At 52.4% G+C, this 22,497-nt stretch carries 22 protein-coding genes and 1 pseudogene; 13 read left to right on the top strand and 10 right to left on the bottom strand.

Annotation, left to right across the window (positions count from 1 at the left end):
- Positions 1–5 precede the first annotated feature (5 nt).
- Positions 6–1,100, bottom strand: coding sequence for a redox-regulated ATPase YchF (gene ychF / locus OGX90_RS02415; protein ID WP_003020818.1), 1,095 nt, complete (start codon positions 1,098–1,100; stop codon positions 6–8).
- 115 nt (positions 1,101–1,215) lie between these two features.
- Positions 1,216–1,800: an aminoacyl-tRNA hydrolase gene (gene pth / locus OGX90_RS02410; protein ID WP_003020814.1), complete on the bottom strand. Its 585-nt coding sequence runs from the start codon at positions 1,798–1,800 to the stop codon at positions 1,216–1,218.
- A gap of 274 nt (positions 1,801–2,074) precedes the next feature.
- Here pth and ychH point away from each other — a divergent pair, with 274 nt between their 5' ends.
- Positions 2,075–2,356, top strand: a complete 282-nt coding sequence (gene ychH, locus OGX90_RS02405) for a stress-induced protein YchH (protein WP_003833480.1) — start codon at positions 2,075–2,077, stop codon at positions 2,354–2,356.
- Between the two features lie 126 nt (positions 2,357–2,482).
- Here the strand turns inward: ychH and lysC are convergent, their stop codons facing one another.
- Positions 2,483–3,844 carry a lysine-sensitive aspartokinase 3 gene (lysC, locus tag OGX90_RS02400; RefSeq protein ID WP_234691998.1) on the bottom strand — a complete coding sequence of 454 codons (1,362 nt, stop codon included), beginning with the start codon at positions 3,842–3,844 and terminating at the stop codon, positions 2,483–2,485.
- A 609-nt stretch (positions 3,845–4,453) separates the two neighbouring features.
- On the opposite strand from lysC, the gene OGX90_RS02395 reads away from it, so the two are divergent.
- Positions 4,454–5,839: a diaminobutyrate--2-oxoglutarate transaminase gene (locus tag OGX90_RS02395; protein WP_008784983.1), complete on the top strand. Its 1,386-nt coding sequence runs from the start codon at positions 4,454–4,456 to the stop codon at positions 5,837–5,839.
- 15 nt (positions 5,840–5,854) lie between these two features.
- Positions 5,855–7,318, top strand: coding sequence for a pyridoxal phosphate-dependent decarboxylase family protein (locus OGX90_RS02390; RefSeq protein WP_032943714.1), 1,464 nt, complete (start codon positions 5,855–5,857; stop codon positions 7,316–7,318).
- 97 nt (positions 7,319–7,415) lie between these two features.
- Here OGX90_RS02390 and dauA read toward each other — a convergent pair whose 3' ends face one another.
- From dauA to lolB, 4 genes are all read right to left on the bottom strand, one after another.
- Positions 7,416–9,098 carry a C4-dicarboxylic acid transporter DauA gene (gene dauA, locus OGX90_RS02385; protein WP_008784981.1) on the bottom strand — a complete coding sequence of 561 codons (1,683 nt, stop codon included), beginning with the start codon at positions 9,096–9,098 and terminating at the stop codon, positions 7,416–7,418.
- 124 nt (positions 9,099–9,222) lie between these two features.
- Positions 9,223–10,170 (bottom strand): ribose-phosphate diphosphokinase, encoded by a 948-nt coding sequence (gene prs / locus OGX90_RS02380; protein WP_001518537.1) that lies wholly within the window; start codon positions 10,168–10,170, stop codon positions 9,223–9,225.
- 269 nt (positions 10,171–10,439) lie between these two features.
- The gene (gene ispE / locus OGX90_RS02375) at positions 10,440–11,291 is read right to left on the bottom strand and encodes a 4-(cytidine 5'-diphospho)-2-C-methyl-D-erythritol kinase (RefSeq protein WP_218659191.1); all 852 of its coding nucleotides are present in this window, start codon (positions 11,289–11,291) and stop codon (positions 10,440–10,442) included.
- Positions 11,288–11,911, bottom strand: coding sequence for a lipoprotein insertase outer membrane protein LolB (gene lolB / locus OGX90_RS02370; RefSeq protein ID WP_003833422.1), 624 nt, complete (start codon positions 11,909–11,911; stop codon positions 11,288–11,290). The genes ispE and lolB overlap by 4 nt, the downstream gene beginning before the upstream one ends.
- Positions 11,912–12,122: 211 nt before the next feature.
- Here lolB and hemA point away from each other — a divergent pair, with 211 nt between their 5' ends.
- The 6 genes from hemA to kdsA are packed head-to-tail and all read left to right on the top strand — an operon-like array spanning position 12,123 to position 17,426.
- A complete protein-coding gene (gene hemA, locus OGX90_RS02365; protein WP_003833420.1) occupies positions 12,123–13,379 on the top strand; it encodes a glutamyl-tRNA reductase in 1,257 nt (418 codons plus the stop codon).
- 40 nt (positions 13,380–13,419) lie between these two features.
- The gene (gene prfA / locus OGX90_RS02360; RefSeq protein ID WP_003020786.1) at positions 13,420–14,502 is read left to right on the top strand and encodes a peptide chain release factor 1; all 1,083 of its coding nucleotides are present in this window, start codon (positions 13,420–13,422) and stop codon (positions 14,500–14,502) included.
- Entirely contained in the window at positions 14,502–15,335 is an 834-nt protein-coding gene (gene prmC / locus OGX90_RS02355; protein WP_071446250.1) for a peptide chain release factor N(5)-glutamine methyltransferase, read from the top strand. The genes prfA and prmC overlap by 1 nt, the downstream gene beginning before the upstream one ends.
- Complete coding sequence (gene sirB2 / locus OGX90_RS02350) at positions 15,332–15,724, top strand: invasion regulator SirB2 (protein ID WP_071446252.1); 393 nt, start codon at positions 15,332–15,334, stop codon at positions 15,722–15,724. The genes prmC and sirB2 overlap by 4 nt, the downstream gene beginning before the upstream one ends.
- A 2-nt stretch (positions 15,725–15,726) precedes the next feature.
- Positions 15,727–16,536, top strand: coding sequence for an invasion regulator SirB1 (gene sirB1 / locus OGX90_RS02345; protein ID WP_003020775.1), 810 nt, complete (start codon positions 15,727–15,729; stop codon positions 16,534–16,536).
- Positions 16,537–16,571: 35 nt separating this feature from the next.
- Positions 16,572–17,426, top strand: coding sequence for a 3-deoxy-8-phosphooctulonate synthase (gene kdsA / locus OGX90_RS02340; protein ID WP_003020772.1), 855 nt, complete (start codon positions 16,572–16,574; stop codon positions 17,424–17,426).
- A 67-nt stretch (positions 17,427–17,493) separates the two neighbouring features.
- Here kdsA and bdcA read toward each other — a convergent pair whose 3' ends face one another.
- A complete protein-coding gene (bdcA, locus tag OGX90_RS02335) occupies positions 17,494–18,207 on the bottom strand; it encodes an SDR family oxidoreductase (RefSeq protein WP_048216243.1) in 714 nt (237 codons plus the stop codon).
- 72 nt (positions 18,208–18,279) lie between these two features.
- On the opposite strand from bdcA, the gene OGX90_RS02330 reads away from it, so the two are divergent.
- The gene (locus OGX90_RS02330; RefSeq protein ID WP_137377200.1) at positions 18,280–18,873 is read left to right on the top strand and encodes a TetR/AcrR family transcriptional regulator; all 594 of its coding nucleotides are present in this window, start codon (positions 18,280–18,282) and stop codon (positions 18,871–18,873) included.
- 85 nt (positions 18,874–18,958) lie between these two features.
- A pseudogene (locus OGX90_RS02325) lies at positions 18,959–19,291 on the top strand (amidohydrolase family protein); the annotation flags it as partial.
- A 54-nt stretch (positions 19,292–19,345) separates the two neighbouring features.
- Here the strand turns inward: OGX90_RS02325 and chaA are convergent.
- The gene (gene chaA, locus OGX90_RS02320) at positions 19,346–20,446 is read right to left on the bottom strand and encodes a sodium-potassium/proton antiporter ChaA (protein WP_048216245.1); all 1,101 of its coding nucleotides are present in this window, start codon (positions 20,444–20,446) and stop codon (positions 19,346–19,348) included.
- Positions 20,447–20,846: 400 nt separating this feature from the next.
- Here chaA and chaB point away from each other — a divergent pair, with 400 nt between their 5' ends.
- Together chaB and OGX90_RS02310 are read left to right on the top strand one after the other, a co-directional pair.
- Entirely contained in the window at positions 20,847–21,077 is a 231-nt protein-coding gene (chaB, locus tag OGX90_RS02315; RefSeq protein ID WP_174771496.1) for a putative cation transport regulator ChaB, read from the top strand.
- 196 nt (positions 21,078–21,273) lie between these two features.
- Entirely contained in the window at positions 21,274–21,969 is a 696-nt protein-coding gene (locus OGX90_RS02310; RefSeq protein WP_174771497.1) for a gamma-glutamylcyclotransferase, read from the top strand.
- A 54-nt stretch (positions 21,970–22,023) separates the two neighbouring features.
- Here OGX90_RS02310 and OGX90_RS02305 read toward each other — a convergent pair whose 3' ends face one another.
- Entirely contained in the window at positions 22,024–22,269 is a 246-nt protein-coding gene (locus tag OGX90_RS02305) for a DUF1883 domain-containing protein (protein ID WP_038641131.1), read from the bottom strand.
- Between the last annotated feature and the right edge of the window lie 228 nt (positions 22,270–22,497).

Below are 22,497 nucleotides of genomic sequence, written 5' to 3'. Positions count from 1 at the left end.
TTTTATTAGACGTTGAACAGGAAGTTCATGATATCGCCATCTTTGACGATATAGTCCTTACCTTCGGCACGCATTTTCCCAGCTTCTTTCGCACCTTGCTCACCTTTATAGGTGATGAAATCTTCAAACGCGATGGTTTGTGCGCGGATAAAGCCTTTCTCGAAGTCGGTATGGATTTTACCGGCTGCCTGCGGAGCCGTGGCACCGACAGGAATGGTCCATGCCCGGACTTCTTTCACGCCAGCGGTGAAGTAGGTCTGCAGGTTCAGCAATTCGTAGCCAGCACGGATAACGCGGTTCAGACCCGGCTCTTCCAGACCCATTTCAGCCATGAATTCTTCACGGTCAGCATCATCCAGTTCTGCGATGTCAGCTTCAACGGCTGCGCAAACGGCAACCACAACAGAACCTTCGGCAGCCGCGATTTCGCGCACTTTATCGAGGTACGGGTTATTTTCAAAACCGTCTTCGTTGACGTTGGCGATGTACATTGTTGGCTTCAGCGTCAGGAAACTCAGGTATTTGATAGCCGCTTTGTCTTCGTCAGTCAGCGTTTTCAGCGCGCGCAGCATGCCAGCGTTTTCCAGCTGTGGCAGGCATTTTTCCAGCGCAGCCAGTTCTGCTTTAGCGTCTTTGTCGCCGCCTTTGGCCTTTTTCTGCACGCGATGGATAGCGCGCTCACAGGTGTCGAGGTCGGACAACGCCAGCTCGGTATTGATAACTTCAATGTCGTCAGCCGGATCCACTTTGTTATTAACGTGGATGATGTTGTCGTTTTCAAAGCAACGCACCACGTGGCCGATAGCTTCGGTTTCACGGATGTTGGTCAGGAACTGGTTACCCAGGCCTTCACCTTTAGACGCGCCTTTTACCAGACCGGCGATGTCGACGAATTCCATCGTTGTTGGCAGGATACGCTGCGGTTTGACGATTTCGGCCAGCTGATCCAGACGCGGATCGGGCATCGGGACAACACCGGTGTTCGGCTCGATAGTACAGAACGGGAAGTTTGCCGCTTCAATACCCGCTTTTGTGAGCGCGTTGAACAGGGTGGATTTGCCTACGTTTGGCAAACCGACGATACCGCATTTGAATCCCATGTTTAAATCACCTTAATCTTTTGATATTCAACCTGTTATGGAAAACAGATTGTAGAAATGTAAATAACTTTGCCTATTATACACAGCACGCGAGAAAAATGCCGCACATCGCTGCTTATTGCGCTTTAAAGGTGTGTAACCGGCTCGTCGCTTTGGTCAGGCCGTCTTTGAACAAAATCTCGGTACAACGTGCCGCTTCGTCAATTGCTTCATCAATTAACTTCTGTTCTGAAACAGGCGGTTTGCCTAAAACAAATCCGACAACTTTGTTTTTATCGCCCGGATGGCCAATTCCAACGCGTAAACGATGAAAGTTGGGGTTATTACCTAACTTACTAATGATGTCTTTCAGGCCATTATGTCCGCCATGACCGCCGCCAAGCTTAAATTTGGCCACGCCAGGGGGCAGGTCTAACTCATCGTGTGCGACCAAAATTTCATCGGGGTTAATACGATAAAAACTGGCCATCGCACCGACAGCCTTGCCGCTCAGATTCATAAATGTGGTTGGCACCAGCAGACGGACGTCTTCACCTTCAAGCGTAACTCTGGAGGTGTAGCCGAAGAATTTCGGCTCATCGCGCAGGGGAGCGCGTAATCTTTCTGCCAGCAGATCGACATACCATGCGCCTGCATTGTGTCGCGTTGCCGCATACTCTGCGCCGGGGTTTGCCAGGCCGACAATCAATTTAATCGCCACGTGTTTTGTCCTGAGTGTTTCGATAAACGACGTGTAGTTTACTGTCTGACGCTGCTGTTGACAAAAAACTGCGTGCTTATCGCCAAAAGCTGAATAATTGCACAAATGGACTATTAGAAAATGAGTGTGTTCAGTGGCTTATTTGTAAAGTTTTGTTGCATGAGTGTTTGTAATTGTGATCGCTCCCGCACTTGCGAACGGCAGTGTTGTCTATACTTTACACATAAGGATTAGGGGTATTCCCTGTAACAACCCAAAGTTCCGGAGGTGACACATGAAACGCAAAAACGCTTCGTTACTCGGTAACGTGCTCATGGCTTTAGGGTTGGTGGTGATGGTGGGTGGTGTTGGTTACTCTATTTTAAACCAACTGCCGCAATTTAATCTGCCACAGTTTTTCGCACATGGTGCCGTGCTCAGTATTTTTGTTGGTGGAGTCCTCTGGTTGGCCGGTGCCAGAGTGGGGGGGCACGAACAAATCAGCGATCGTTACTGGTGGGTGCGCCACTATGACAAACGCTGCCGTCGCGGTGATACCAATCATCGGCATAACTAAATAGCTCTCCCAACTCGGAGTGCAGTTGTTTGAACACAAAGTCCTGGTTTAAAAACCAGGGCTCTGCTTGTTCGTCAGTACTGGATTAAACGACTTCTACCTTTGGTGGCATACTACAAAGAAGCGTTATTCGAATAACCGATAATGTAACGCTTTGATCGCGCTGTCTGCATTGTCAGCCGGCAACAGGATACTCAGGTTGTCGTTTGACGCCCCATGGCAAATCATTCGTACCGTATGCTCTTCAAGCCAGGCAAAAACGTCTTTGCAAACTCCCGCAGCCTGTGTGAGTTGATTCCCCACCAAAGTGACCAGCGCCAGCCCGGTTTCCACTTCCACACGACAGTGGGAGGACAAGGCGGTAAACAATGCGGTGGTCAGCACATGGTCTTCACCTGAGGTTGCATGAGTGGCGTCCAGCGCCAGCGCAATACTATTCTCTGAGGTTGTAACCAAATCCACCGTGACCGCATGGCGAGCTAAAATGGCGAAGGACTGCGCCAGGAAAGAACAGGAAGGTTGCGTCTCCAGGCTGTGTAACCGCAACAGCGTCTGTTTACGACGCACGGCGAGCGCACGATAGCGAGGTGGATTATCGGTGGTGTTGTGCACCAGCGTACCTCCGGCGGTAGTATCCTTACTTGAGCCAACAAAGACCGGAATGCTTTTACGCATTGCCGGGAGCAGTGTCGCCGGGTGGAGGACCTTCGCACCGTAGGCGGCCATATCGCTGGCCTCGGAAAATGATATATGGTCGATTCGTTTGGCCCGTGGTGCAATGCGTGGGTCGGTGGTGTAGATCCCTGCGACGTCGGTCCAGATGTCAACGCGTGTGGCGTGAAGCGCCTCACCGAGAAGCGTAGCCGTGTAATCACTACCGCCGCGCCCAAGCGTAGTGGTGTGCCCTGCGGCATCACGCCCGATAAATCCCTGAGTCACCATAATCGCTTGCTCAAGACGAGGGCGCAGGTGAGTCTCCACCTGGTGGTGCAGTGTGCCAAGCTCGGGTTCGGCGCAGCCGAAGTTCGAGTTAGTACGCATCACGCTGCGGGCGTCAAACCACCCGGCCTCGGCATGCCGTTCACGTAAGACCTCAGTAAACAGTAGCGAGGACATCAGCTCGCCATGGCTGACTAACTCATCGCTTAACGCATCAGACGGCGAAACCATCGCCGTTTGTGCAAGTCGACGTATATTCTTGAGAAGATTATCGATTTCCGTGCTGATAACGGACGGCTGCTTCAGGCGGGAAATAATGTTGTATTGGATGGCGCGTAAAGTCTCAATCTTATCTAATTGTTGATGTGTTTCCAGACCTTCAGAAAGCTCAACCAGTAAGTTTGTCACGCCTGCAGAAGCAGACAAAACGACTAAACGGACATCTTGATCAGCAAGGACAATGCTGGCGCTGCGGTTCATCGCATCAAAATCAGCGACGCTGGTGCCGCCAAATTTGGCAACGACGGATGGTGGATAAATGCGAGTCATAACAATCTCATATCAGGGCGCCATAAAAGTATGGCTAGAAAATTTTCATTCTCGGCATAAGGGAACGACGTTCGCCTTACGAAATGTCCGCCCGCGAACATTTCTGCTGACAACCCAGGGAATACCTGTTGTCGATAACGCGTGTCGCCTGTACGCGTTATCGGGTGCTGCGCATTAATTTTATCTACATAGCCTGCAAATAAGCGCGCCATACTAAGTGATTTATATTTAGGGATCGACTTTTTTATTCGATTTATCGACAAATAAGTGAAAAATCATGTCATCACAAGATGTCGCGAGCATCATTAATGGTAAAAACGTGTAAAAAAAATAATAAAAACACGAAAATCCCATGGTTTTTATTAGATTGTCTGCGTTGCAATTAGCTACAACATTGTTAATTAAATAGATATATTTCTTTAGGATTTAGTAATGGTAAATAGTTGTTACGCTTTGAATTTAAAGGAGAAAGTTGTTATTTTTAATGCCGAAAAATAAATGATTGAGTCCTAAGCTAAAACAACATATATTAGCCGCGCTTTTTTACAGGTAATCCTTATAACCATTTATTCAATCAGGCGTTAATCTACACCTGGTTGTAGGAGTGATATGATGACGGATAAAGTCCGTATTGATACTTTAAGTGCTAATTCATTACCGCAGAGCAATGATACCTTTTTAGCAAGACAGGCTGAGTTTGAATCTAATGTCCGCAGCTATCCACGTAAACTGCCATTAGCGATCGCTAAAGCGCAGGGCGTCTGGATTACTGATGTAGAAAATAATCAATATCTTGATTGCCTGGCAGGTGCCGGAACCCTGGCGCTTGGTCATAACCATCCTGAAGTGCTGCAGAGCATTCAAAGTGTCATCACAAGCGGCTTACCGTTACATACGCTTGACCTTACCACGCCGTTAAAAGATGAATTCTCATCATATTTACTTTCTTTATTACCGGGTCAGGGCAAAGAATATTGCCTGCAGTTCACCGGTCCGTCCGGCGCTGATGCTGTTGAAGCGGCGCTGAAGCTGGCGAAGAAAGTCACCGGCCGTTCCAGCATCATCAGTTTCTCCGGTGGCTACCACGGGATGACCCACGGCGCGCTGTCCGTGACCGGCAACCTGTCGCCGAAAGAAGCGGTCAGCAACATGATGGCGGAAGTGCAGTTTATGCCGTATCCGCATCAATACCGTTGCCCGCTGGGTATCGGCGGCGACGCTGGCGTTAAAGCATTAACCTACTACTTCGAAAACCTGATCAACGACGTTGAAAGCGGCGTGCGTAAACCGGCTGCCGTGATCCTTGAAGCGGTGCAGGGTGAAGGTGGCGTGAATCCGGCTCCGGTCGAGTGGCTGCAACGCATTCGTAAAGTGACGCAGGAACATGGCATTCTGCTGATCATCGATGAAGTTCAGGCGGGCTTTGCACGTACCGGTAAACTGTTCGCCTTCGAACATGCCGGTATTGAGCCAGATATCATCGTGATGTCCAAAGCGGTTGGCGGCGGTCTGCCACTGGCGGTGCTGGGCATTAAAAAGCAGTTCGATGCGTGGGCTCCGGGCCACCACACTGGTACTTTCCGCGGCAACCAGTTGGCGATGGCGACCGGTCTGACAACGCTGAAGATCCTCAAAGATGACAAGATTGCCGATAAAGTTGCTGCCCAGGGCGAGTGGCTGAAAGGCAAACTGGCTGACCTGCAGAAACGCTACCCGGTTATTGGCCAGGTGCGCGGTCTGGGTCTGATGATCGGCCTGGAAATCGTGAAGCCGAACGAAGCACAGGATCACATGGGCTGCTACCCGGCCGATGGCGAGCTGTCCGCGTTGCTGCAGAAAAAATGCTTCGAAAATGGGCTGATTCTGGAGCGTGGTGGCCGCAACGGGTGCGTGCTGCGCCTGCTGCCGTCACTGCTGATCACCAACGCTGAGCTGGAAATCTTCCTCGATAAATTCGAAAACGCCCTGCTGGGCGCTGGCGTGAAGCCGGTTTAAACGGAGTTGGATCGAATGTCAGACGTAAACCCGATTCTGTCCGGCTCGGCGCAAAGCATTGCAGCTTATCAGGACGCTATCGAGCAGAGTACGCAAGCGGTCGTTGAATGGTTGAAGCAGCCTGAGATGTATCAGGGTAAAACCGTTGAGCAACTGCGTGAACGTATCAACCTGAATTTTACGTCTCAGGGCCTGGGCAACCAGGCCGCTATTGAGCGTGCGGTTGAATACTTTCTCAAAGACAGCTTGTTGGTTCACCATGCGCAGTGCGTGGCGCATCTGCACTGCCCGAGCCTGGTAATTAGCCAGGCGGCGGAAGTGCTGATCAACGCCACCAACCAGAGTATGGACTCCTGGGACCAGAGCCCGTCGGCCACCATCATTGAGATCAAGCTGATCGAGTGGTTGCGTGAGCAGGTTGGATACCCGACAGGCGATGCGGGCGTATTCACCAGCGGCGGTACGCAGAGTAACCTGATGGGCCTGATGCTGGCGCGTGATGCTTTCTTCGCTCGCCAGGGGCACTCCATTCAGCAGGATGGTCTGACCGGTGATCTGAGTAAAATCAAAGTGTTCTGCTCTGAAAGCGCGCACTTCTCCGTGCAGAAGAACATGGCGCTGATGGGGCTGGGCTACCGTTCCGTCACCCAGGTGAAGACCGATGCGTTTTCACGCATGGATCTGGCTGACCTGAAAGACAAGCTGGCCCAGGCGAAAGCCAACGGTGAGCAGGTGATGGCAATCGTCGCCACTGCCGGTACTACCGATGCGGGCGCAATCGATCCGTTAGCGGATATTGCAGCGCTGGCTGCAGAACATCAGATCTGGATGCACGTGGATGCGGCATGGGGCGGGGCGTTACTGCTTTCTGATAAGTACCGTGACTTCCTGAACGGCCTTGAACTGGCAGATTCCGTGACGCTGGATTTCCACAAGCAGTTCTTCCAGACCATCAGTTGCGGTGCGTTCCTGTTAAAAGATGCGCGCCACTACGAGCTGATGCGTTACCAGGCGGCGTACCTGAACTCTGATTTCGATGAAGAGGCTGGCGTACCAAACCTGGTATCGAAGTCGCTGCAGACCACGCGTCGTTTCGATGCGCTGAAGCTGTGGATGGGCCTCGAAGCGCTGGGCAAAAAGCAGTATGCCGAGATCATTGATAACGGTGTGACGCTGGCGCGTGATGTTGCTGAGTTTGTCAAAACCCAGCCGCATCTTGAACTGGTGATGGAGCCGCAGCTGGCAAGCGTGCTGTTCCGCTTCCGCCCGCAAAGTGACGACGTGGCATTTGTCGCGCTGCTGAACCAGCGTATTGGCGACGTTCTTCTGGCTTCAGGTAGCGCCAACGTCGGCGTGACCGAAGCAGATGGTGTCACCTGCCTGAAGCTAACGCTGCTCAATCCGACGGTATGTCTGGAGGATGTTAAAGTCCTGCTGGCAAGCGTGAAGGCAACGGCTGAGCAACTGCTGAACGCGTAAGCAATAAGCTTGTTATAAAAATGGCTCCCACGTACGGGAGCCATTTTTTTGTCTGTCATTTGTAATCCGGCGGCGTTTCGCCTGGCCGGGCTACACGTCAGCGGATATCTGCTAGCGCAGCATCTTTATTCGGGAAGAACGTCAGGCGCCCGGCAATCGGCTGAATGCCCGCGCGCGCCATGGTACGTAGCGGCTGGAATTCCAGATTACTGATGCGTAATTCACAACCTTCCGGCAGACGTTTTACAAAGCGTTGGAAAGCGTCCAGACCACCGGCATCCAGTACCGGGACCGCGTCCCACTTCAAGACTACGATGCGTTTACCTTCAATACGTGACTCGAGATCGGTAAATAATCCTTCCGCCGCGGCAAAGAACAGCGGACCAATAACGCGCAGCACCAGTACATCGTCCGGTACGTCTACGTTGACCGGCGCCAGGCGAGTCATGCGCGCAATACGACGCATAAACAGCAGAGAGGCGAGAACGATACCGACACTGATGGCAATAACCATGTCGAACAGTACCGTCAGCGACATACACATCAGCATGACAATGATGTCGTCTTTCGGTGCATGGCGCAGCAAATCCACCACTTTATGCGCTTCACTCATGTTCCATGCCACCATCAGCAGCAGGGCGGCCATGGCGGAAAGCGGTAACCAGGAAAGCAGCGGTGCAAGTACCAGCAGGGCAAGGATCACCAGAATCGCGTGGATAACCGCAGAGATTGGCGAGGTCGCCCCGGCGCGGACGTTTGCCGCAGAGCGGGCAATTGCCGCTGTGGCGGTGATACCGCCAAAGAACGGTGCCACGATGTTACCCAGCCCCTGGCCAATCAACTCGCTGTTAGCTTTATGCTTGGTGCCGGTCATCCCATCGAGTACGACGGCGCACAGCAGAGATTCAATTGCCCCCAGCATCGCCATCGAGAAGGCTGCCGGTAACAGCGCCTGTAACGAGCTCCAGCTCAGGGTAAAGTTTGACTCCGGCATATTCCACGGCAGGACCAGCTGCGGCAGCAACTGCGGGATACCATTACCCTGTGAGCCGTCAGCCAGAATGTAGTGGAACTGAGAACCAATGGTGGCGACATGGCCGCCGGTCAGGTTCACGATACCCATTACCGCGCAGCCTGCCAGCAGTGCGGGAAGGTGACCCGGCAGTCGGATCCCCAGGCGCGGCCAGAAAATCAGGATCCCCAGCGTCACTACGCCAATGGCGGCATCGCCAACGTTGATGGTCGGCAAGGCCATAAATAGCGCGCCGACCTTCTGCAGATAGTGCTCCGGGACATGGGCCATCTGCAGGCCAAGAAAATCTTTAATCTGCATGGTACCGATGGTGATACCAATACCCGATGTAAAACCTAACGTTACCGACACGGGGATATATTCGATCAGGCGGCCAAAACGAGCGAGGCCGAAAAGGATCAGGAATATCCCGGACATGAGCGTGGCAACCAGCAGGCCTGCCAGCCCAAACTGTTGCGACACCGGATACAGAATCACCACGAAGGCGGCGGTTGGGCCAGATACGCTAAAGCGCGATCCCCCGGTAAGGGCGATAACAATCCCAGCGACGGCTGAGGTATACAGGCCGTACTGCGGCGCAACGCCACTGCCTATTGCCAGGGCCATTGCCAGCGGAATGGCGATGATCCCAACGGTTATCCCGGCGATCAGGTCACGGGTAAAGCGAGAGGCAGTATATTTTTCTTTCCAACAAGCGTCGATGAGGGCGCGGAAAGGCATCACATGTGAGGAAAATAATCTGTTCACAATAATGTTTCATCCATGAGCGCATCATCTGTCAACTAAATGGCAGGTGAAGGAGGCATAAGTCATACAAATAAGTATTGCAGATAAAAAAACCCGCCGCAGCGGGTTTTTGAGCCGGGCTCGATTAATGCTCGAACATAGCAGAGATGGATTCTTCGTTGCTGATACGACGAATCGCTTCGGCCAGCATACCCGACAGGGTCAATGTACGCACGTTTGGCAGCGCTTTGATTTCGTCAGTCAGTGGAATAGTGTCACAGACAACGACTTCATCAATCACTGAGTTGCGCAGGTTGTTTGCCGCATTACCTGAGAAGATCGGGTGAGTGGCGTAAGCAAATACGCGTTTAGCACCACGTTCTTTCAGTGCTTCTGCTGCTTTGCACAGCGTACCGCCGGTATCGATCATGTCATCAACCAGAACACAGTCACGACCAGCAACGTCACCGATAATGTGCATCACCTGAGAAACGTTCGCACGAGGGCGACGTTTGTCGATGATAGCCATGTCGGTATCGTTCAGCAGTTTAGCGATAGCGCGGGCACGCACGACGCCACCGATATCCGGAGAAACCACAATCGGGTTGTCCAGGTTCAGCTGCAGCATGTCTTCTAACAGGATCGGGCTACCGAATACGTTATCAACCGGTACGTCAAAGAAGCCCTGGATCTGTTCAGCATGCAGGTCAACGGTGAGGACGCGGTCAACGCCAACGCTGGACAGGAAATCAGCGACGACTTTAGCGGTAATCGGTACACGAGCGGAACGTACGCGACGATCCTGACGTGCATAGCCGAAGTAAGGAATAACGGCGGTGATACGGCCTGCGGAAGCACGGCGCAGCGCATCAACCATAACGACCAATTCCATCAGGTTGTCGTTAGTAGGGGCACAAGTGGACTGGATGATGAAAATATCACCACCGCGTACATTTTCATTAATTTGTACGCTGACTTCGCCGTCGCTAAAGCGACCTACAGCGGCGTCGCCGAGTGAAGTGTACAGGCGGTTGGCAATACGTTGTGCTAGTTCCGGGGTGGCGTTACCAGCAAAAAGCTTCATATCAGGCACGAGAAGAACCTCAGGCATGCGTCCATTGGTGGAAAGAATCTGCCGAAAACTGTGCGGGCCAGGCAGTATCCTCTCCATGCGGTGTATTAAAGAGCGCGATGCAACGTCTGGAACAGGGTGACGTTGTCACCGCAACTCAGCTTGCCCGGCTTACTCTTTATCTTTCGCGTTTCATTTGCGCTGGCATCAATTCCTCACACCAGTTACATACTGAAGTTGTATGCACCTGGCGATTCGTCATTTCGCCATCTTCCTGAAATCCGAAGGATTTAGAGTAACGCTCTGTGCAATGGGGAGAGGTTGACGCCTTTCGCCACAAAGCCTTTGAGCCATTCCGGGGCTTGCTCAAGCACCTGGCGAGCACGAGACTCAGTGTCAAATTCAGCAAAGACACAAGCCCCTGTACCAGTCAGGCGCGACGGCGCGTATTCTAACAGCCAGGAAAGCGCCGCATCAACCTCGCGAAAACGTTTTCTTGCGATAACCTCGCAATCATTGCCGAATTCACATTTTAGTAACGTTTTTATTGACCTTTTTGGCGTGTTGCGCGGGAGGTCGGGATCGTTAAAAATCACCGGTGTCGGAATACTGACTCCCGGATGAGCAACCAGATACCACTTTTCCTCAGGCTCGACCGGCGTCAGAATTTCGCCAACGCCTTCGGCAAAGGCCGCATGGCCGCGCACGAATACGGGAACATCCGCCCCCAGCGTTAAGCCGAGTGCCGCCAGTTCATCAACTGAAAGTCCGCACTGCCAGAGATGGTTCAGCGCCACCAGAACGGTTGCCGCATTAGACGAACCTCCGCCAAGACCGCCGCCCATCGGCAGGCGTTTGTCGATACTGATGTCCGCACCGCTCCCTTTGGGAAGGCGATTGTTTTCAGATGCCGCTTTCATCAGCAAACGTGCCGCACGGACGATCAGATTGTCTTCATGTGCAACGCCTTCCACTGGGGTTAACAGGTGAATTTCGCCGTCGCTACGCGGTGCAATATCTATCGTGTCGCCATAATCAAGAAACTGAAATAAGGTCTGCAGCGTGTGGTAACCGTCCGCACGCTGTCCGGTGATGTATAAAAACAAATTCAGTTTTGCCGGAGAGGGCCAATGGGTCATCATTTCACAATCCAGTTATCCATTTTCAGCTTAATACGCTGGGAGCCGTCGGACAGCTCCATGTTTGCTGGCATCGCTGGCTGGGTTTTGCTGTCGTAGGCGCTATAGACCACTTTCCAGTTTTTACCGTCTTTGCTGTAGTTCACTTCACTCAGACGATATTGGTCGTCGAGCTTATAATCGGTGGCGTCACCTGGCAGTCCAAGGATCCACTGGCGCAGGCTGTTTAATGGGATAGGCATGCCGGTCAGTTTGCCGATCATCTCTTCAGCGTCGTCGGCGGTGTAATGTTTGCCTTTGTTATCGACCAGTTCGACGTTGCCAGGCTGCGCATTAAGTTCCAGTTCCGTGCTGCCCAGTGGGTTGGTCAGCAGGAGACGATAGCGATCCTGACCGGTTTGCTGCCAGAAAAAGCGGGCATACACTTTCTGTTGATCGGAAATATAGGCAAACGCACCACGCGTCTGATACTGGTTCAGGGCGCGAACTTCCTGTTGGTGCTGGCGCCACTGCGGAGAATCGGGGCTTTTACCGGGACCTTTAGGCGCGTTGAGCGTACAGGCAGTAAGAACCAGGGCCGCCAGCGGCAGCAGGCGAATCAGGCGAAAATCAGGCAGGGTCATAATGATGACAAATCCTTGAGATACGTTGCAGTTATAACTCTTAATGCTAGCGCCGCCATCAGACATCGTCTACGTTCAAGTTATCTTAAATCGCTTAAATTTGTGCACTAAGCTATTACTCCAAAAGGGGTCAGTCTCTTTTATTGACCGCACGCATCCTGTATGATGCACCCAGTCTAACCTTATCAACGCTGGTACTATTCCCGCACACATGACCCTTTTAGCGCTTGGTATTAACCATAAAACGGCACCTGTATCGCTGCGAGAACGCGTAACGTTTTCGCCGGATACGCTCGATCAGGCGCTGGACAGCCTGCTCGCGCAGCCGATGGTGCAGGGCGGGGTAGTGCTGTCGACGTGTAACCGCACGGAGCTGTATCTCAGCGTTGAAGAGCAGGATAACCTGCAAGAAGCGCTGGTTCGCTGGCTGTGTGAATACCATAACCTCAATGAAGAAGATCTGCGCAACAGCTTGTACTGGCACCAGGACAACGACGCGGTCAGTCATTTGATGCGTGTTGCCAGCGGTCTGGATTCACTGGTGCTCGGTGAACCGCAAATTCTTGGGCAGGTGAAAAAAGCGTTTGCGGATTCGCAAAAAGGTCACCTGAACGCCAGTGCGCTGGAACGCATGTTCCAGAAATCATTCTCTGTCGCAAAACGTGTACGTACAGAAACTGACATCGGCGCCAGCGCCGTGTCGGTGGCGTTTGCCGCCTGTACCCTGGCGCGGCAGATATTTGAATCGCTCTCCACGGTAACCGTGCTGTTAGTCGGTGCGGGCGAAACCATTGAGCTGGTAGCGCGACATCTGCGCGAGCACAAAGTGAAGAAGATGATCATCGCCAACCGTACTCGCGAGCGTGCGCAGGTGCTGGCGGATGAAGTCGGCGCCGAGGTGATTTCACTGAGTGATATAGACGCGCGTTTACAGGATGCCGATATCATTATCAGTTCTACCGCCAGTCCGCTGCCGATTATCGGCAAAGGAATGGTGGAACGTGCGCTTAAAAACCGCCGCAATCAGCCTATGTTGCTGGTGGATATCGCCGTACCGCGCGATGTCGAGCCGGAAGTGGGTAAATTGTCTAACGCCTATCTGTACAGCGTTGATGACCTGCAAAGCATCATTTCGCATAACCTGGCCCAGCGCAAAGCGGCGGCGGTGGAAGCCGAAACGATAGTGGAGCAGGAAGCCAGCGAGTTTATGGCCTGGCTACGCGCCCAGGGCGCAAGCGACACTATCCGCGAGTATCGCAGTCAGTCAGAACAGATCCGTGATGAACTGACCGCCAAAGCGTTGGCCGCTCTTCAACAGGGCGGTGATGCGCAAGCCATTATGCAGGATCTGGCCTGGAAACTGACCAATCGCCTGATTCATGCACCAACCAAATCACTTCAACAGGCCGCCCGTGACGGGGATAGTGAACGCCTGAATATTCTGCGCGACAGCCTCGGGCTGGAGTAGCAGCACACCAATCTTATTTTTACAGGGTGCATTTACGCCTATGAAGCCTTCTATCGTTGCCAAACTGGAAGCCCTGCATGAACGCCATGAAGAAGTTCAGGCGCTGCTCGGTGATGCGGGTACTATCGCAGACCAGGATCGCTTTCGTGCGCTGTCGCGCGAATATGCGCAATTAAGCGATGTATCTCGCTGTTTTACGGACTGGCAACAGGTTCAGGAAGATATCGAGACGGCTCAGATGATGCTCGACGATCCTGAAATGCGTGAAATGGCGCAGGATGAACTGCGCGAGGCAAAAGAGAAATGTGAGCAGCTGGAACAGCATCTGCAGGTCCTGCTATTACCTAAAGATCCCGATGACGAACGTAACGCCTTCCTCGAAGTGCGCGCGGGAACCGGTGGTGATGAAGCGGCGCTGTTTGCCGGCGATCTGTTCCGCATGTACAGCCGTTACGCTGAATCGCGTCGCTGGCGGGTTGAGATCATGAGCGCCAGCGAAGGCGAGCATGGCGGGTTTAAAGAAGTCATTGCCAAGATTAGCGGCGAAGGCGTTTACGGGCGACTGAAGTTTGAGTCTGGCGGCCATCGCGTGCAGCGCGTACCTGCGACGGAATCGCAGGGGCGTATTCATACCTCGGCCTGTACGGTCGCGGTTATGCCGGAACTGCCGGATGCCGAACTGCCGGACATCAACCCGGCCGATCTGCGTATTGACACCTTCCGTTCATCAGGCGCGGGCGGTCAGCACGTTAACACCACCGACTCCGCAATCCGTATTACCCACTTACCGACCGGTATCGTAGTGGAATGCCAGGACGAACGTTCACAGCATAAAAACAAAGCTAAAGCGATGTCGGTGCTGGGGGCGCGAATTCGTGCCGCAGAAGTGGCAAGACGTCAACAGGCGGAAGCCTCTGAACGCCGCAACCTGTTGGGCAGTGGCGATCGCAGCGATCGTAACCGTACCTATAACTTCCCGCAGGGTCGTGTGACCGATCACCGCATTAACCTGACGCTCTACCGTCTGGATGAAGCGATGGAAGGCAAACTGGATATGCTCATTGAGCCGATTGTCCAGGAATACCAGGCCGATCAACTGGCGGCATTGTCCGAGCAGGATTAATGGATTATCAGCACTGGCTGCGTGAAGCGATAAGCCAATTACAGGCAAGCGAAAGCCCGCGCCGTGACGCCGAGATTTTACTCGAGTTCGTTACTGGCAAAGGGCGCACCTTTATTCTGGCTTTCGGCGAAACGGAGTTAACCGAGGCGCAGCGTCAACAGCTTGATACGCTACTGGAGCGGCGTCAGCGGGGAGAGCCGGTGGCACACTTAACCGGCGTGCGTGAGTTCTGGTCGCTGCCGCTGTTTGTGTCTCCAGCCACGCTTATTCCGCGTCCGGATACCGAGTGTCTGGTGGAGCAGGCGCTGGCTCGCCTGCCGGCCTCAGCGTGTCGTATTCTTGATTTGGGAACCGGCACGGGTGCCATTGCGTTGGCGCTGGCAACCGAGCGTCCGGATTGTGCAGTGACTGCCGTAGACCGCATGCCCGATGCCGTGGCACTGGCCATTCGCAACAAGCAGCAACTGGGCATCGACAATGTTTGCGTGCTGCAAAGTAACTGGTTCAGCGCATTGCAGGGACAGCAGTTTGACATGATTGTCAGCAATCCGCCGTATATCGACGAACAGGATCCGCACCTGGCGCAAGGCGACGTTCGCTTTGAACCGCTGTCGGCGCTGGTGGCGGGCGCTCAGGGGCTGGCGGATATCGTGCATATCATCGACCAGTCTCAGCGCATGTTAACCCCCGGCGGCTATCTGTTGCTGGAACATGGTTGGCAGCAGGGCGAGGCCGTCCGTGATGCCTTTACTCGTGCGGGTTACGTGGCAGTTGAAACCTGTCGTGACTATGGCGGCAACGAGCGAATTACGCTTGGACGCATCCCATCATGAGTACCTTCGGTGTGTTACTCAACGTCCATCTCATCAGCATTGCGCTTTCGGTTGGTTTGCTGATCCTGCGATTTTGGTGGCGTTACACCGACTCGCGCCTTGCCTGCGCGCGCTGGACGCGCATCGTGCCGCCGGTTGTCGATACCGTTTTATTACTCAGCGGCGTAGCGTTAATGGTTAAAGCGCACATCCTGCCATTCACTGAGCACGGGACATGGCTGACTGAAAAGCTGTTTGGGGTTATCATTTACATCGTTTTGGGTTTTATTGCGCTCGATTATCGTCGGGCGCGCAGTCAGCAGGCGCGATTAATCGCTTTTCCGCTGGCGCTGGTGGTGCTGTACATCATCATTAAACTCGCCACCACAAAAATACCGTTACTGGGGTAAGCATGAGGTCGTTAGCTGATTTCGAATTTAATAAAGCGCCATTGTGTGATGGGATGATCCTGGCGTCGGAGTCTATCCGTCTGGATTTTCCAACACAAACTGTCTATGACGAACTGGAACGTCTGGTCAGTCTGGCGCAAGAAGAAATTAGCCAGCTCCTGTCTCAGGATGAGCAACTGGAAAAACTGCTGGCACTTTTTTACGGCGAATGGGGGTTTACGGATACCCACGGCGTCTATCGTCTTTCTGATGCACTATGGCTTGATCAGGTACTGAAAAATCGTCAGGGCAGCGCCGTATCCCTGGGTGCGATCTTATTGTGGATTGCCAACCGACTGGAGCTGCCGCTGGTGCCGGTGATTTTCCCGACACAACTCATCCTGCGTATTGAATCGCTCGATGGCGAAATGTGGCTAATCAATCCGTTCAATGGAGAAACGTTAAATGAGCACACGCTGGAAGTGTGGCTGAAGGGGAATATCAGCCCGGTCGCGGAGCTGTTTAACGAAGACCTGGATGAGGCGGATAATGCAGAAGTAATTCGTAAGCTGCTCGACACGCTGAAATCATCGCTGATGGAAGAGCGGCAAATGGAGCTGGCGCTGCGTGCCAGCGAAGCACTATTACAGTTTAATCCTGAAGATCCGTATGAAATACGCGATCGTGGATTAATTTACGCGCAACTGGAGTGTGAACATGTTGCGCTGACCGATTTAAGTTATTTCGTTGAACAGTGTCCGGAAGACCCGATCAGCGAAATGATTCGTGCGCAGATTAATACTATTTCGCACAAGCAAATTGTATTGCATTGATTAATGACACTTTACCTACCGTTTAAGGCGATCCTATGAAACAAAAAGTGGTTAGCATTGGCGACATCAACGTGGCAAATGACCTGCCGTTCGTGCTGTTTGGCGGAATGAACGTGCTGGAATCCCGCGATCTGGCGATGCGCATTTGTGAGCACTACGTAACCGTTACTCAAAAGCTGGGTATCCCTTACGTGTTCAAAGCCTCCTTTGATAAAGCCAACCGTTCTTCCATCCACTCTTACCGTGGACCGGGCCTTGAAGAAGGGATGAAAATCTTCCAGGAACTGAAGCAGACTTTTGGCGTAAAAGTGATCACCGACGTTCACGAAGCCAGCCAGGCTCAGCCTGTTGCTGACGTGGTGGATGTGATTCAGCTGCCGGCCTTCCTCGCTCGTCAGACCGATCTGGTGGAAGCGATGGCGAAAACCGGTGCCGTTATCAACGTGAAAAAACCGCAGTTCGTAAGCCCGGGCCAGATGGGCAATATCGTGGACAAATTCCATGAAGGCGGCAACGACAAAGTAATTCTTTGCGACCGTGGCGCGAACTTTGGTTATGACAATCTGGTTGTGGATATGCTGGGCTTCAGCGTGATGAAGAAAGTTTCTGGCAACTCGCCGGTGATTTTTGACGTTACCCATGCGCTGCAATGCCGTGACCCGTTTGGCGCAGCAAGCGGCGGTCGTCGTGCGCAGGTTACCGAACTGGCGCGCGCAGGTATGGCAGTAGGTCTGGCCGGTCTGTTTATTGAAGCACATCCGGATCCAGCCAATGCGAAATGCGACGGTCCATCCGCGCTGCCGCTGGCGAAACTGGAACAGTTCCTGACCCAGATTAAAGCGATTGATGACCTGGTTAAAAGCTTCGACGAGCTGGATACTGAGAACTAAGAAAGTGTTGCAGTCCGGAGAGATATCTCTTCGGACTGCTGTTTGAGAAAAGTGTTAAGGGTGGGCGTCAGGCGCCAAACGCACCATCAATTGTATGCATTGCCCCCGTCACAAATCCAGCCTCAGGGCCTGCAAGCCAGGCAACCATTCCCGCAACTTCCTCTGGACGGCCATGTCGTTTTAGCGCCATAAAACTGTGCATCACCTCTTTCAGTGGGCCATCTTCCGGGTTGGCATCGGTATCAATAGGGCCTGGTTGAACCACGTTTACCGTAATGCCCCGCGGTCCAAAATCACGTGCCAGCCCCCGGGCCAGCCCTTGCAGCGCTGATTTGCTCACCGCATAAGAGGCCAGGCCAGCAAGAGGCATACGGTCGCCATTCACAGAACCAATAATGATAATGCGTCCGCCGTCAGGCATCTGTCGTGCCGCTTCCACGGCCGCATAGTATGGGGAGTGAATGTTAATCCGGAACAGGCGCTCCACGTCATCCGGATCCTGCTCCAGCGCATCACCAAACAGAATAATGCCTGCATTAACTACCAGCACGTCCAGCGGGCCGCTTTCGCGTACCCGGTTGATGACGGCGTTACGATCGGCGCTATCGGTTTGCGCTGTCTGGGTACCCGTCTCATCAGCAAGCGCTTTGGCAGCGTCAGGGGAGCCTGAATAGGTAAAGGTAACCGATGCGCCATCCGCGGCAAAACGGCGCACGATAGCCGCGCCAATCCCACGACTGCCGCCAAGAACCAGAACTGACTTGCCATTAAAAGAAGACATGAGGTACTCCTTGAACAATTATGTAGTGATCGATATATAATAGGTGCACAGTTTTCTGTCAATGGATTTGTAATGAACACTACAAAATGCACTCGAGCACCTGGACGCCCACGTAATTTTGATCCAGAAATGGCCGTTGCCAAAGTACAACCCTTGTTTCACGCACATGGCTATGACGCGGTTAGCGTGGCGGATGTCACCGCGGCGTTGTCGATCAAGCCCCCCAGTTTCTATGCTGCTTTTGGGAACAAAATCGGTCTTTATAAACGTGTTCTTGACCGCTACGTACAAACTGAGGCGATCCCTTTTGATGACATTCTTCGCCCCGACAAACCCGTTTCTGCATGTCTTACCGATCTGCTTGAAGAGGCGGCGCGACGTTATGCCGCAGATCCGCATGCGCCGGGATGTTTGGTCCTGGAGGGCACGCACAGTAACGATCCGCAGGCGCGGAAGGTCGCGCGGAATTTCTACTCGGCTGCCGAACATAAAATTCACGACTTTATCGCACAGCGGCATCCTAAAGAGGCTGACAGCCTGACTGATTACGTCAGTACCACAATGCTTGGCCTGTCGGGAAAAGCGCGTTGCGGGCATTCGTTCGAACGTCTGCTAGCCAGCGCGCGAATCGCCAGCGTAGCGGTGCGGCATCAGCTTTCCAGATGATCATCACATGATAAGGTAGATAAATATGATGAGGAAAATGGGAACTTAATCAGGCGGTGCCTCATATCAACCCGCATCAGAGCAGGGGGTTATCGTTGTAGGTGGTACGGATGCGACGCGAATTGGCGTTGCAGGAGTATGGCATGCCATTGAATATCATGTAACAGGTAAAACGCTCGACGGTTCGGTACGTCATGATACGTGCCAGTTAAGCCGAGAAGATGCATTAAAAATGTATACCCTCAATGCCGCCTGGATAGCTTTTGCAGAACAGCAGAGGGGAAGTTTGCAGGCAGGTAAGCTCGCCGATTTTGCGGTGCTTAATCAGGATATTATGGCTATTCCGGCAGACAAATTCCACCAAACGGAGTCGTTATTAACGTTTGTCGATGGTCAACAGGTTTATCCGGAGCTGTGAGCGGTAAAAGAAAACGGCCCTGAGAAGGGCCGTGGGTTCTATCAGAAAGACTAATCAGGCAAATATCGTCATCAGATAGGCGATAAACAGCGCCAGATGCGCCGCACCGTTAAGCACGTTGGTGCGTCCGGTGGAGAAAGAGATGTGGCACAGTACCAGTGATGAAACCATCACAATCATCTCTGGCGCGCCCAGCGCAAAGACCAAATCATTCCCGGTTGCCCATGCGATCAGAGTCACTACCGGAACGGTCAGTGAAATGGTGGCTAACACCGAACCGAAGAATAAATTCATCGCCCGCTGTACCTGATTACTCAGAACCGCTTTCAGCGCGCCGAGGCCTTCAGGAGAGAGGATCAGCAATGCGACCAGGAAACCGGTAAATGCCACTGGGGCATTCAGTTCAGTCAGCAATGTCTCCAGCGGGCTGGCGTTCATCTTGGTCACGGCAATAACGGCGATCAGATGAATGATAAGCCAGGCAGCGTGCCACAAATTGCTATGTGCTGACGGTTTACCGTGATGCGGGTCGTCGTCGTCACCCTCGTCTTCATGCTCGTAAATGAACAGACTCTGGTGCGTTTTAGTTTGTATCAGCAAAAATACGCCGTACATCGCCGCAGAAATTAATGCCACTAATAGCGCCTGCGCGGTAGTGAAATTTGCACCCGGTAAAGCCATCGGGAACACCAGTACAATAATGGCCAGCGGAAACAGGGCGATTAAATACTGCTTAATACCAAACAGATTCATATACTGAGTGGCAAATTTACGGCCACCTAACAGTAATGAAAAACCGACCAGGCCGCCGGTTACGATCATAATGATTGAATATAGCGTATCGCGCATGAGCGTAGGCGCTGCATCGCCGGTCGCCATTAATGCGGAGATTAAGCTGACTTCAAGAATAACAACGGACAGGCTGAGGATCAGCGACCCGTAGGGTTCGCCAAGTCGGTGTGCTAATACATCCGCATGACGGACAACACTGAATGCACTGCTTAATATACCAATAAGGGCCAGCGCATTAATGCCGATGACCACTGGTAGTGACTGACTGCTCCCCCATAAGAACAGTACTACCAGTGCCAAAATCGGGAAGACGAGAGAGGTCTCCTTGTGGCGGGTTTTTACCGCCTCATGTACGTGTGTCATTGAATTAATTCTCCGTCTCTGCAGGTATTTATACCCGTCATACTTCAAGTTGCTTATGCGTTGGCTACGCTCGCTCACCCCCGTCACATAGTTATCTATGTGACGGGGGATTCACTCCCTTGCCACCTTTAAGCAACTCGAATTATTTAGGGTATATAATTATAAAAAGTATTAAAGAATGTAAAAAATAACAGAAAACCTGGTTTTGTAGGTGACATTTTACGAAATTTTACTACATCGCTTATTTTTCCTCTCAAAGCGGTCAAAAACAAAGTTCTAGTTTATAGACTGTTTAATTAACAGAAGGTTAGATGAAGAAATTTTCTATAAATGCCCATTATTGGCGCATCACCGCATTGTTAACCACACTTAAGGTTTAGCCTAAAAAGAGGAGTTCACAATGCCATATAAATCCAAAAGCGATCTGCCTGAAAGCGTGCAGCATGTTCTGCCAGCCCATGCTCAGGACATCTACAAAGAAGCTTTCAACAGCGCCTGGGAACAATATAAAGATAAATCTGACCGCCGTGACGATGCTACCCGTGAAGAGACGGCACACAAGGTGGCGTGGGCCGCGGTCAAAAATGATTATCAAAAAGGTGATGATAATAAATGGCATAAAAAGGCGTAACAGTATCAATTATAATGCCTTTATGAACTAGCTTGCATCAGGCGTTAGCGAATCGTGCTACGCCGCGCCGTTGCTGGCTTGCAAGCGAGCGGTGAATTGCCTATTGTCCAGCTATTGGTTTCAAAATGAGCAGTAAAAAAGCCCGGAAGGCGTCAAAAAAGTTGTCGCAGGGAAGCAGCAGTGGCGGAGGTGTAAGGTGTTAACGCGTGATTTTTTATTGAATGCCGACTGTAAGACGGCATTTGGTGCTATTGAAGAATCACTACTCTGGTCAGCGGAACAACGGGCAGCCTCACTGGCCGCCACGCTTGCATGCCGACCAGATGATGGACCGGTGTGGATCTTCGGTTATGGATCGTTGATGTGGAACCCGGCCTTAGAATTTGAAGAGTCCTGTACCGGGACGTTAGTCGGCTGGCACCGTGCCTTTTGCCTGCGCCTGACGGCGGGGCGAGGAACGGCGTGCCAGCCAGGACGTATGCTGGCCCTGAAAGAGGGCGGACGCACCACCGGTGTGGCCTACCGTTTACCGGACGCGTCCCTGGAACAAGAGCTTTCACTGCTGTGGAAGCGAGAAATGATCACCGGCTGTTATCTGCCGACCTGGTGTCAGTTGGCGCTTGATGACAGCAGGACGGTGAACGCACTGGTCTTTATTATGGATCCGCGTCATCCGCTGTTTGAGTCAGACACGCGCGCGCAGGTGATTGCGCCGCTTATCGCCGCGGCGAGCGGACCTTTAGGCACCAACGCCCAGTATCTGTTCTCACTGGAACAAGAACTGGTGAAGCTGGGAATGCAGGATGATTGTCTTAACGATCTGGTGATCACGGTCAAACGATTGTTGGGAGAGAATCTGCCGGAAGGTGTTATGCGTCCAGGATTTGCCTAATATCGCCCGATGTTGTATGCCCGATAAGCCAGGTGCTTATCGGGCGTTTAACGCTTAGGCTGCAATAAAACTTATCGAATGCTCGAGCGACTGGCTATGGCTGTCGATCAGCACATTCCAGACGCCGGTATACGGTACGGTTAACCATGCGTTATCACGATCCTGCACGCTTAAGATGTCGGACTGCGTGTCTTTGACGTGATTTTTCTCGCTCATCAGGTGGATGTGGCAGCGCTCAGAACAGCGCACTACCACCGTATCGCCACCAAATAACTTTAAACTCGCCTTCACTAATGCCATTTTTCACCCCGTTCTTGAAAACAACGTACTTTCTCTCGAAAGTGCTGCGTGATGTTGTTCACATTTCACTCATTGCATAACACCAAAGGGGGGGCAACAGGATGCTGATTTTGATCAAAAAATGGCATAACGATTAAACAAAAGTGACAAAATCCCTCAAAAGGGTTGAAAGGGCGTGCTAACGTTCAACGAAACCGCGCCCATCTAAGATTAAATTCGGAAATTATC

Origin of the sequence: Citrobacter sp. Cpo012, from assembly GCF_030333015.1 — a bacterium.
Lineage (GTDB): Bacteria > Pseudomonadota > Gammaproteobacteria > Enterobacterales > Enterobacteriaceae > Citrobacter > Citrobacter portucalensis.
This window is presented reverse-complemented; position numbering and strand designations above follow the sequence as displayed.

What these genes read in the sequence shown, in the direction of transcription:
- ychF (WP_003020818.1), bottom strand. Translation starts at nt 1,100, where the DNA reads ATGGGATTCAAATGCGGTATCGTCGGTTTGCCAAACGTAGGCAAATCC.
- ychH (WP_003833480.1), top strand. Translation starts at nt 2,075, where the DNA reads ATGAAACGCAAAAACGCTTCGTTACTCGGTAACGTGCTCATGGCTTTA.
- lysC (WP_234691998.1), bottom strand. Translation starts at nt 3,844, where the DNA reads ATGACTCGCATTTATCCACCATCCGTCGTTGCCAAATTTGGCGGCACC.
- OGX90_RS02395 (WP_008784983.1), top strand. Translation starts at nt 4,454, where the DNA reads ATGATGACGGATAAAGTCCGTATTGATACTTTAAGTGCTAATTCATTA.
- OGX90_RS02390 (WP_032943714.1), top strand. Translation starts at nt 5,855, where the DNA reads ATGTCAGACGTAAACCCGATTCTGTCCGGCTCGGCGCAAAGCATTGCA.
- ispE (WP_218659191.1), bottom strand. Translation starts at nt 11,291, where the DNA reads ATGATGACCCATTGGCCCTCTCCGGCAAAACTGAATTTGTTTTTATAC.
- lolB (WP_003833422.1), bottom strand. Translation starts at nt 11,911, where the DNA reads ATGACCCTGCCTGATTTTCGCCTGATTCGCCTGCTGCCGCTGGCGGCC.
- hemA (WP_003833420.1), top strand. Translation starts at nt 12,123, where the DNA reads ATGACCCTTTTAGCGCTTGGTATTAACCATAAAACGGCACCTGTATCG.
- prfA (WP_003020786.1), top strand. Translation starts at nt 13,420, where the DNA reads ATGAAGCCTTCTATCGTTGCCAAACTGGAAGCCCTGCATGAACGCCAT.
- prmC (WP_071446250.1), top strand. Translation starts at nt 14,502, where the DNA reads ATGGATTATCAGCACTGGCTGCGTGAAGCGATAAGCCAATTACAGGCA.
- sirB2 (WP_071446252.1), top strand. Translation starts at nt 15,332, where the DNA reads ATGAGTACCTTCGGTGTGTTACTCAACGTCCATCTCATCAGCATTGCG.
- sirB1 (WP_003020775.1), top strand. Translation starts at nt 15,727, where the DNA reads ATGAGGTCGTTAGCTGATTTCGAATTTAATAAAGCGCCATTGTGTGAT.
- kdsA (WP_003020772.1), top strand. Translation starts at nt 16,572, where the DNA reads ATGAAACAAAAAGTGGTTAGCATTGGCGACATCAACGTGGCAAATGAC.
- bdcA (WP_048216243.1), bottom strand. Translation starts at nt 18,207, where the DNA reads ATGTCTTCTTTTAATGGCAAGTCAGTTCTGGTTCTTGGCGGCAGTCGT.
- OGX90_RS02330 (WP_137377200.1), top strand. Translation starts at nt 18,280, where the DNA reads ATGAACACTACAAAATGCACTCGAGCACCTGGACGCCCACGTAATTTT.
- chaA (WP_048216245.1), bottom strand. Translation starts at nt 20,446, where the DNA reads ATGACACACGTACATGAGGCGGTAAAAACCCGCCACAAGGAGACCTCT.
- chaB (WP_174771496.1), top strand. Translation starts at nt 20,847, where the DNA reads ATGCCATATAAATCCAAAAGCGATCTGCCTGAAAGCGTGCAGCATGTT.
- OGX90_RS02305 (WP_038641131.1), bottom strand. Translation starts at nt 22,269, where the DNA reads ATGGCATTAGTGAAGGCGAGTTTAAAGTTATTTGGTGGCGATACGGTG.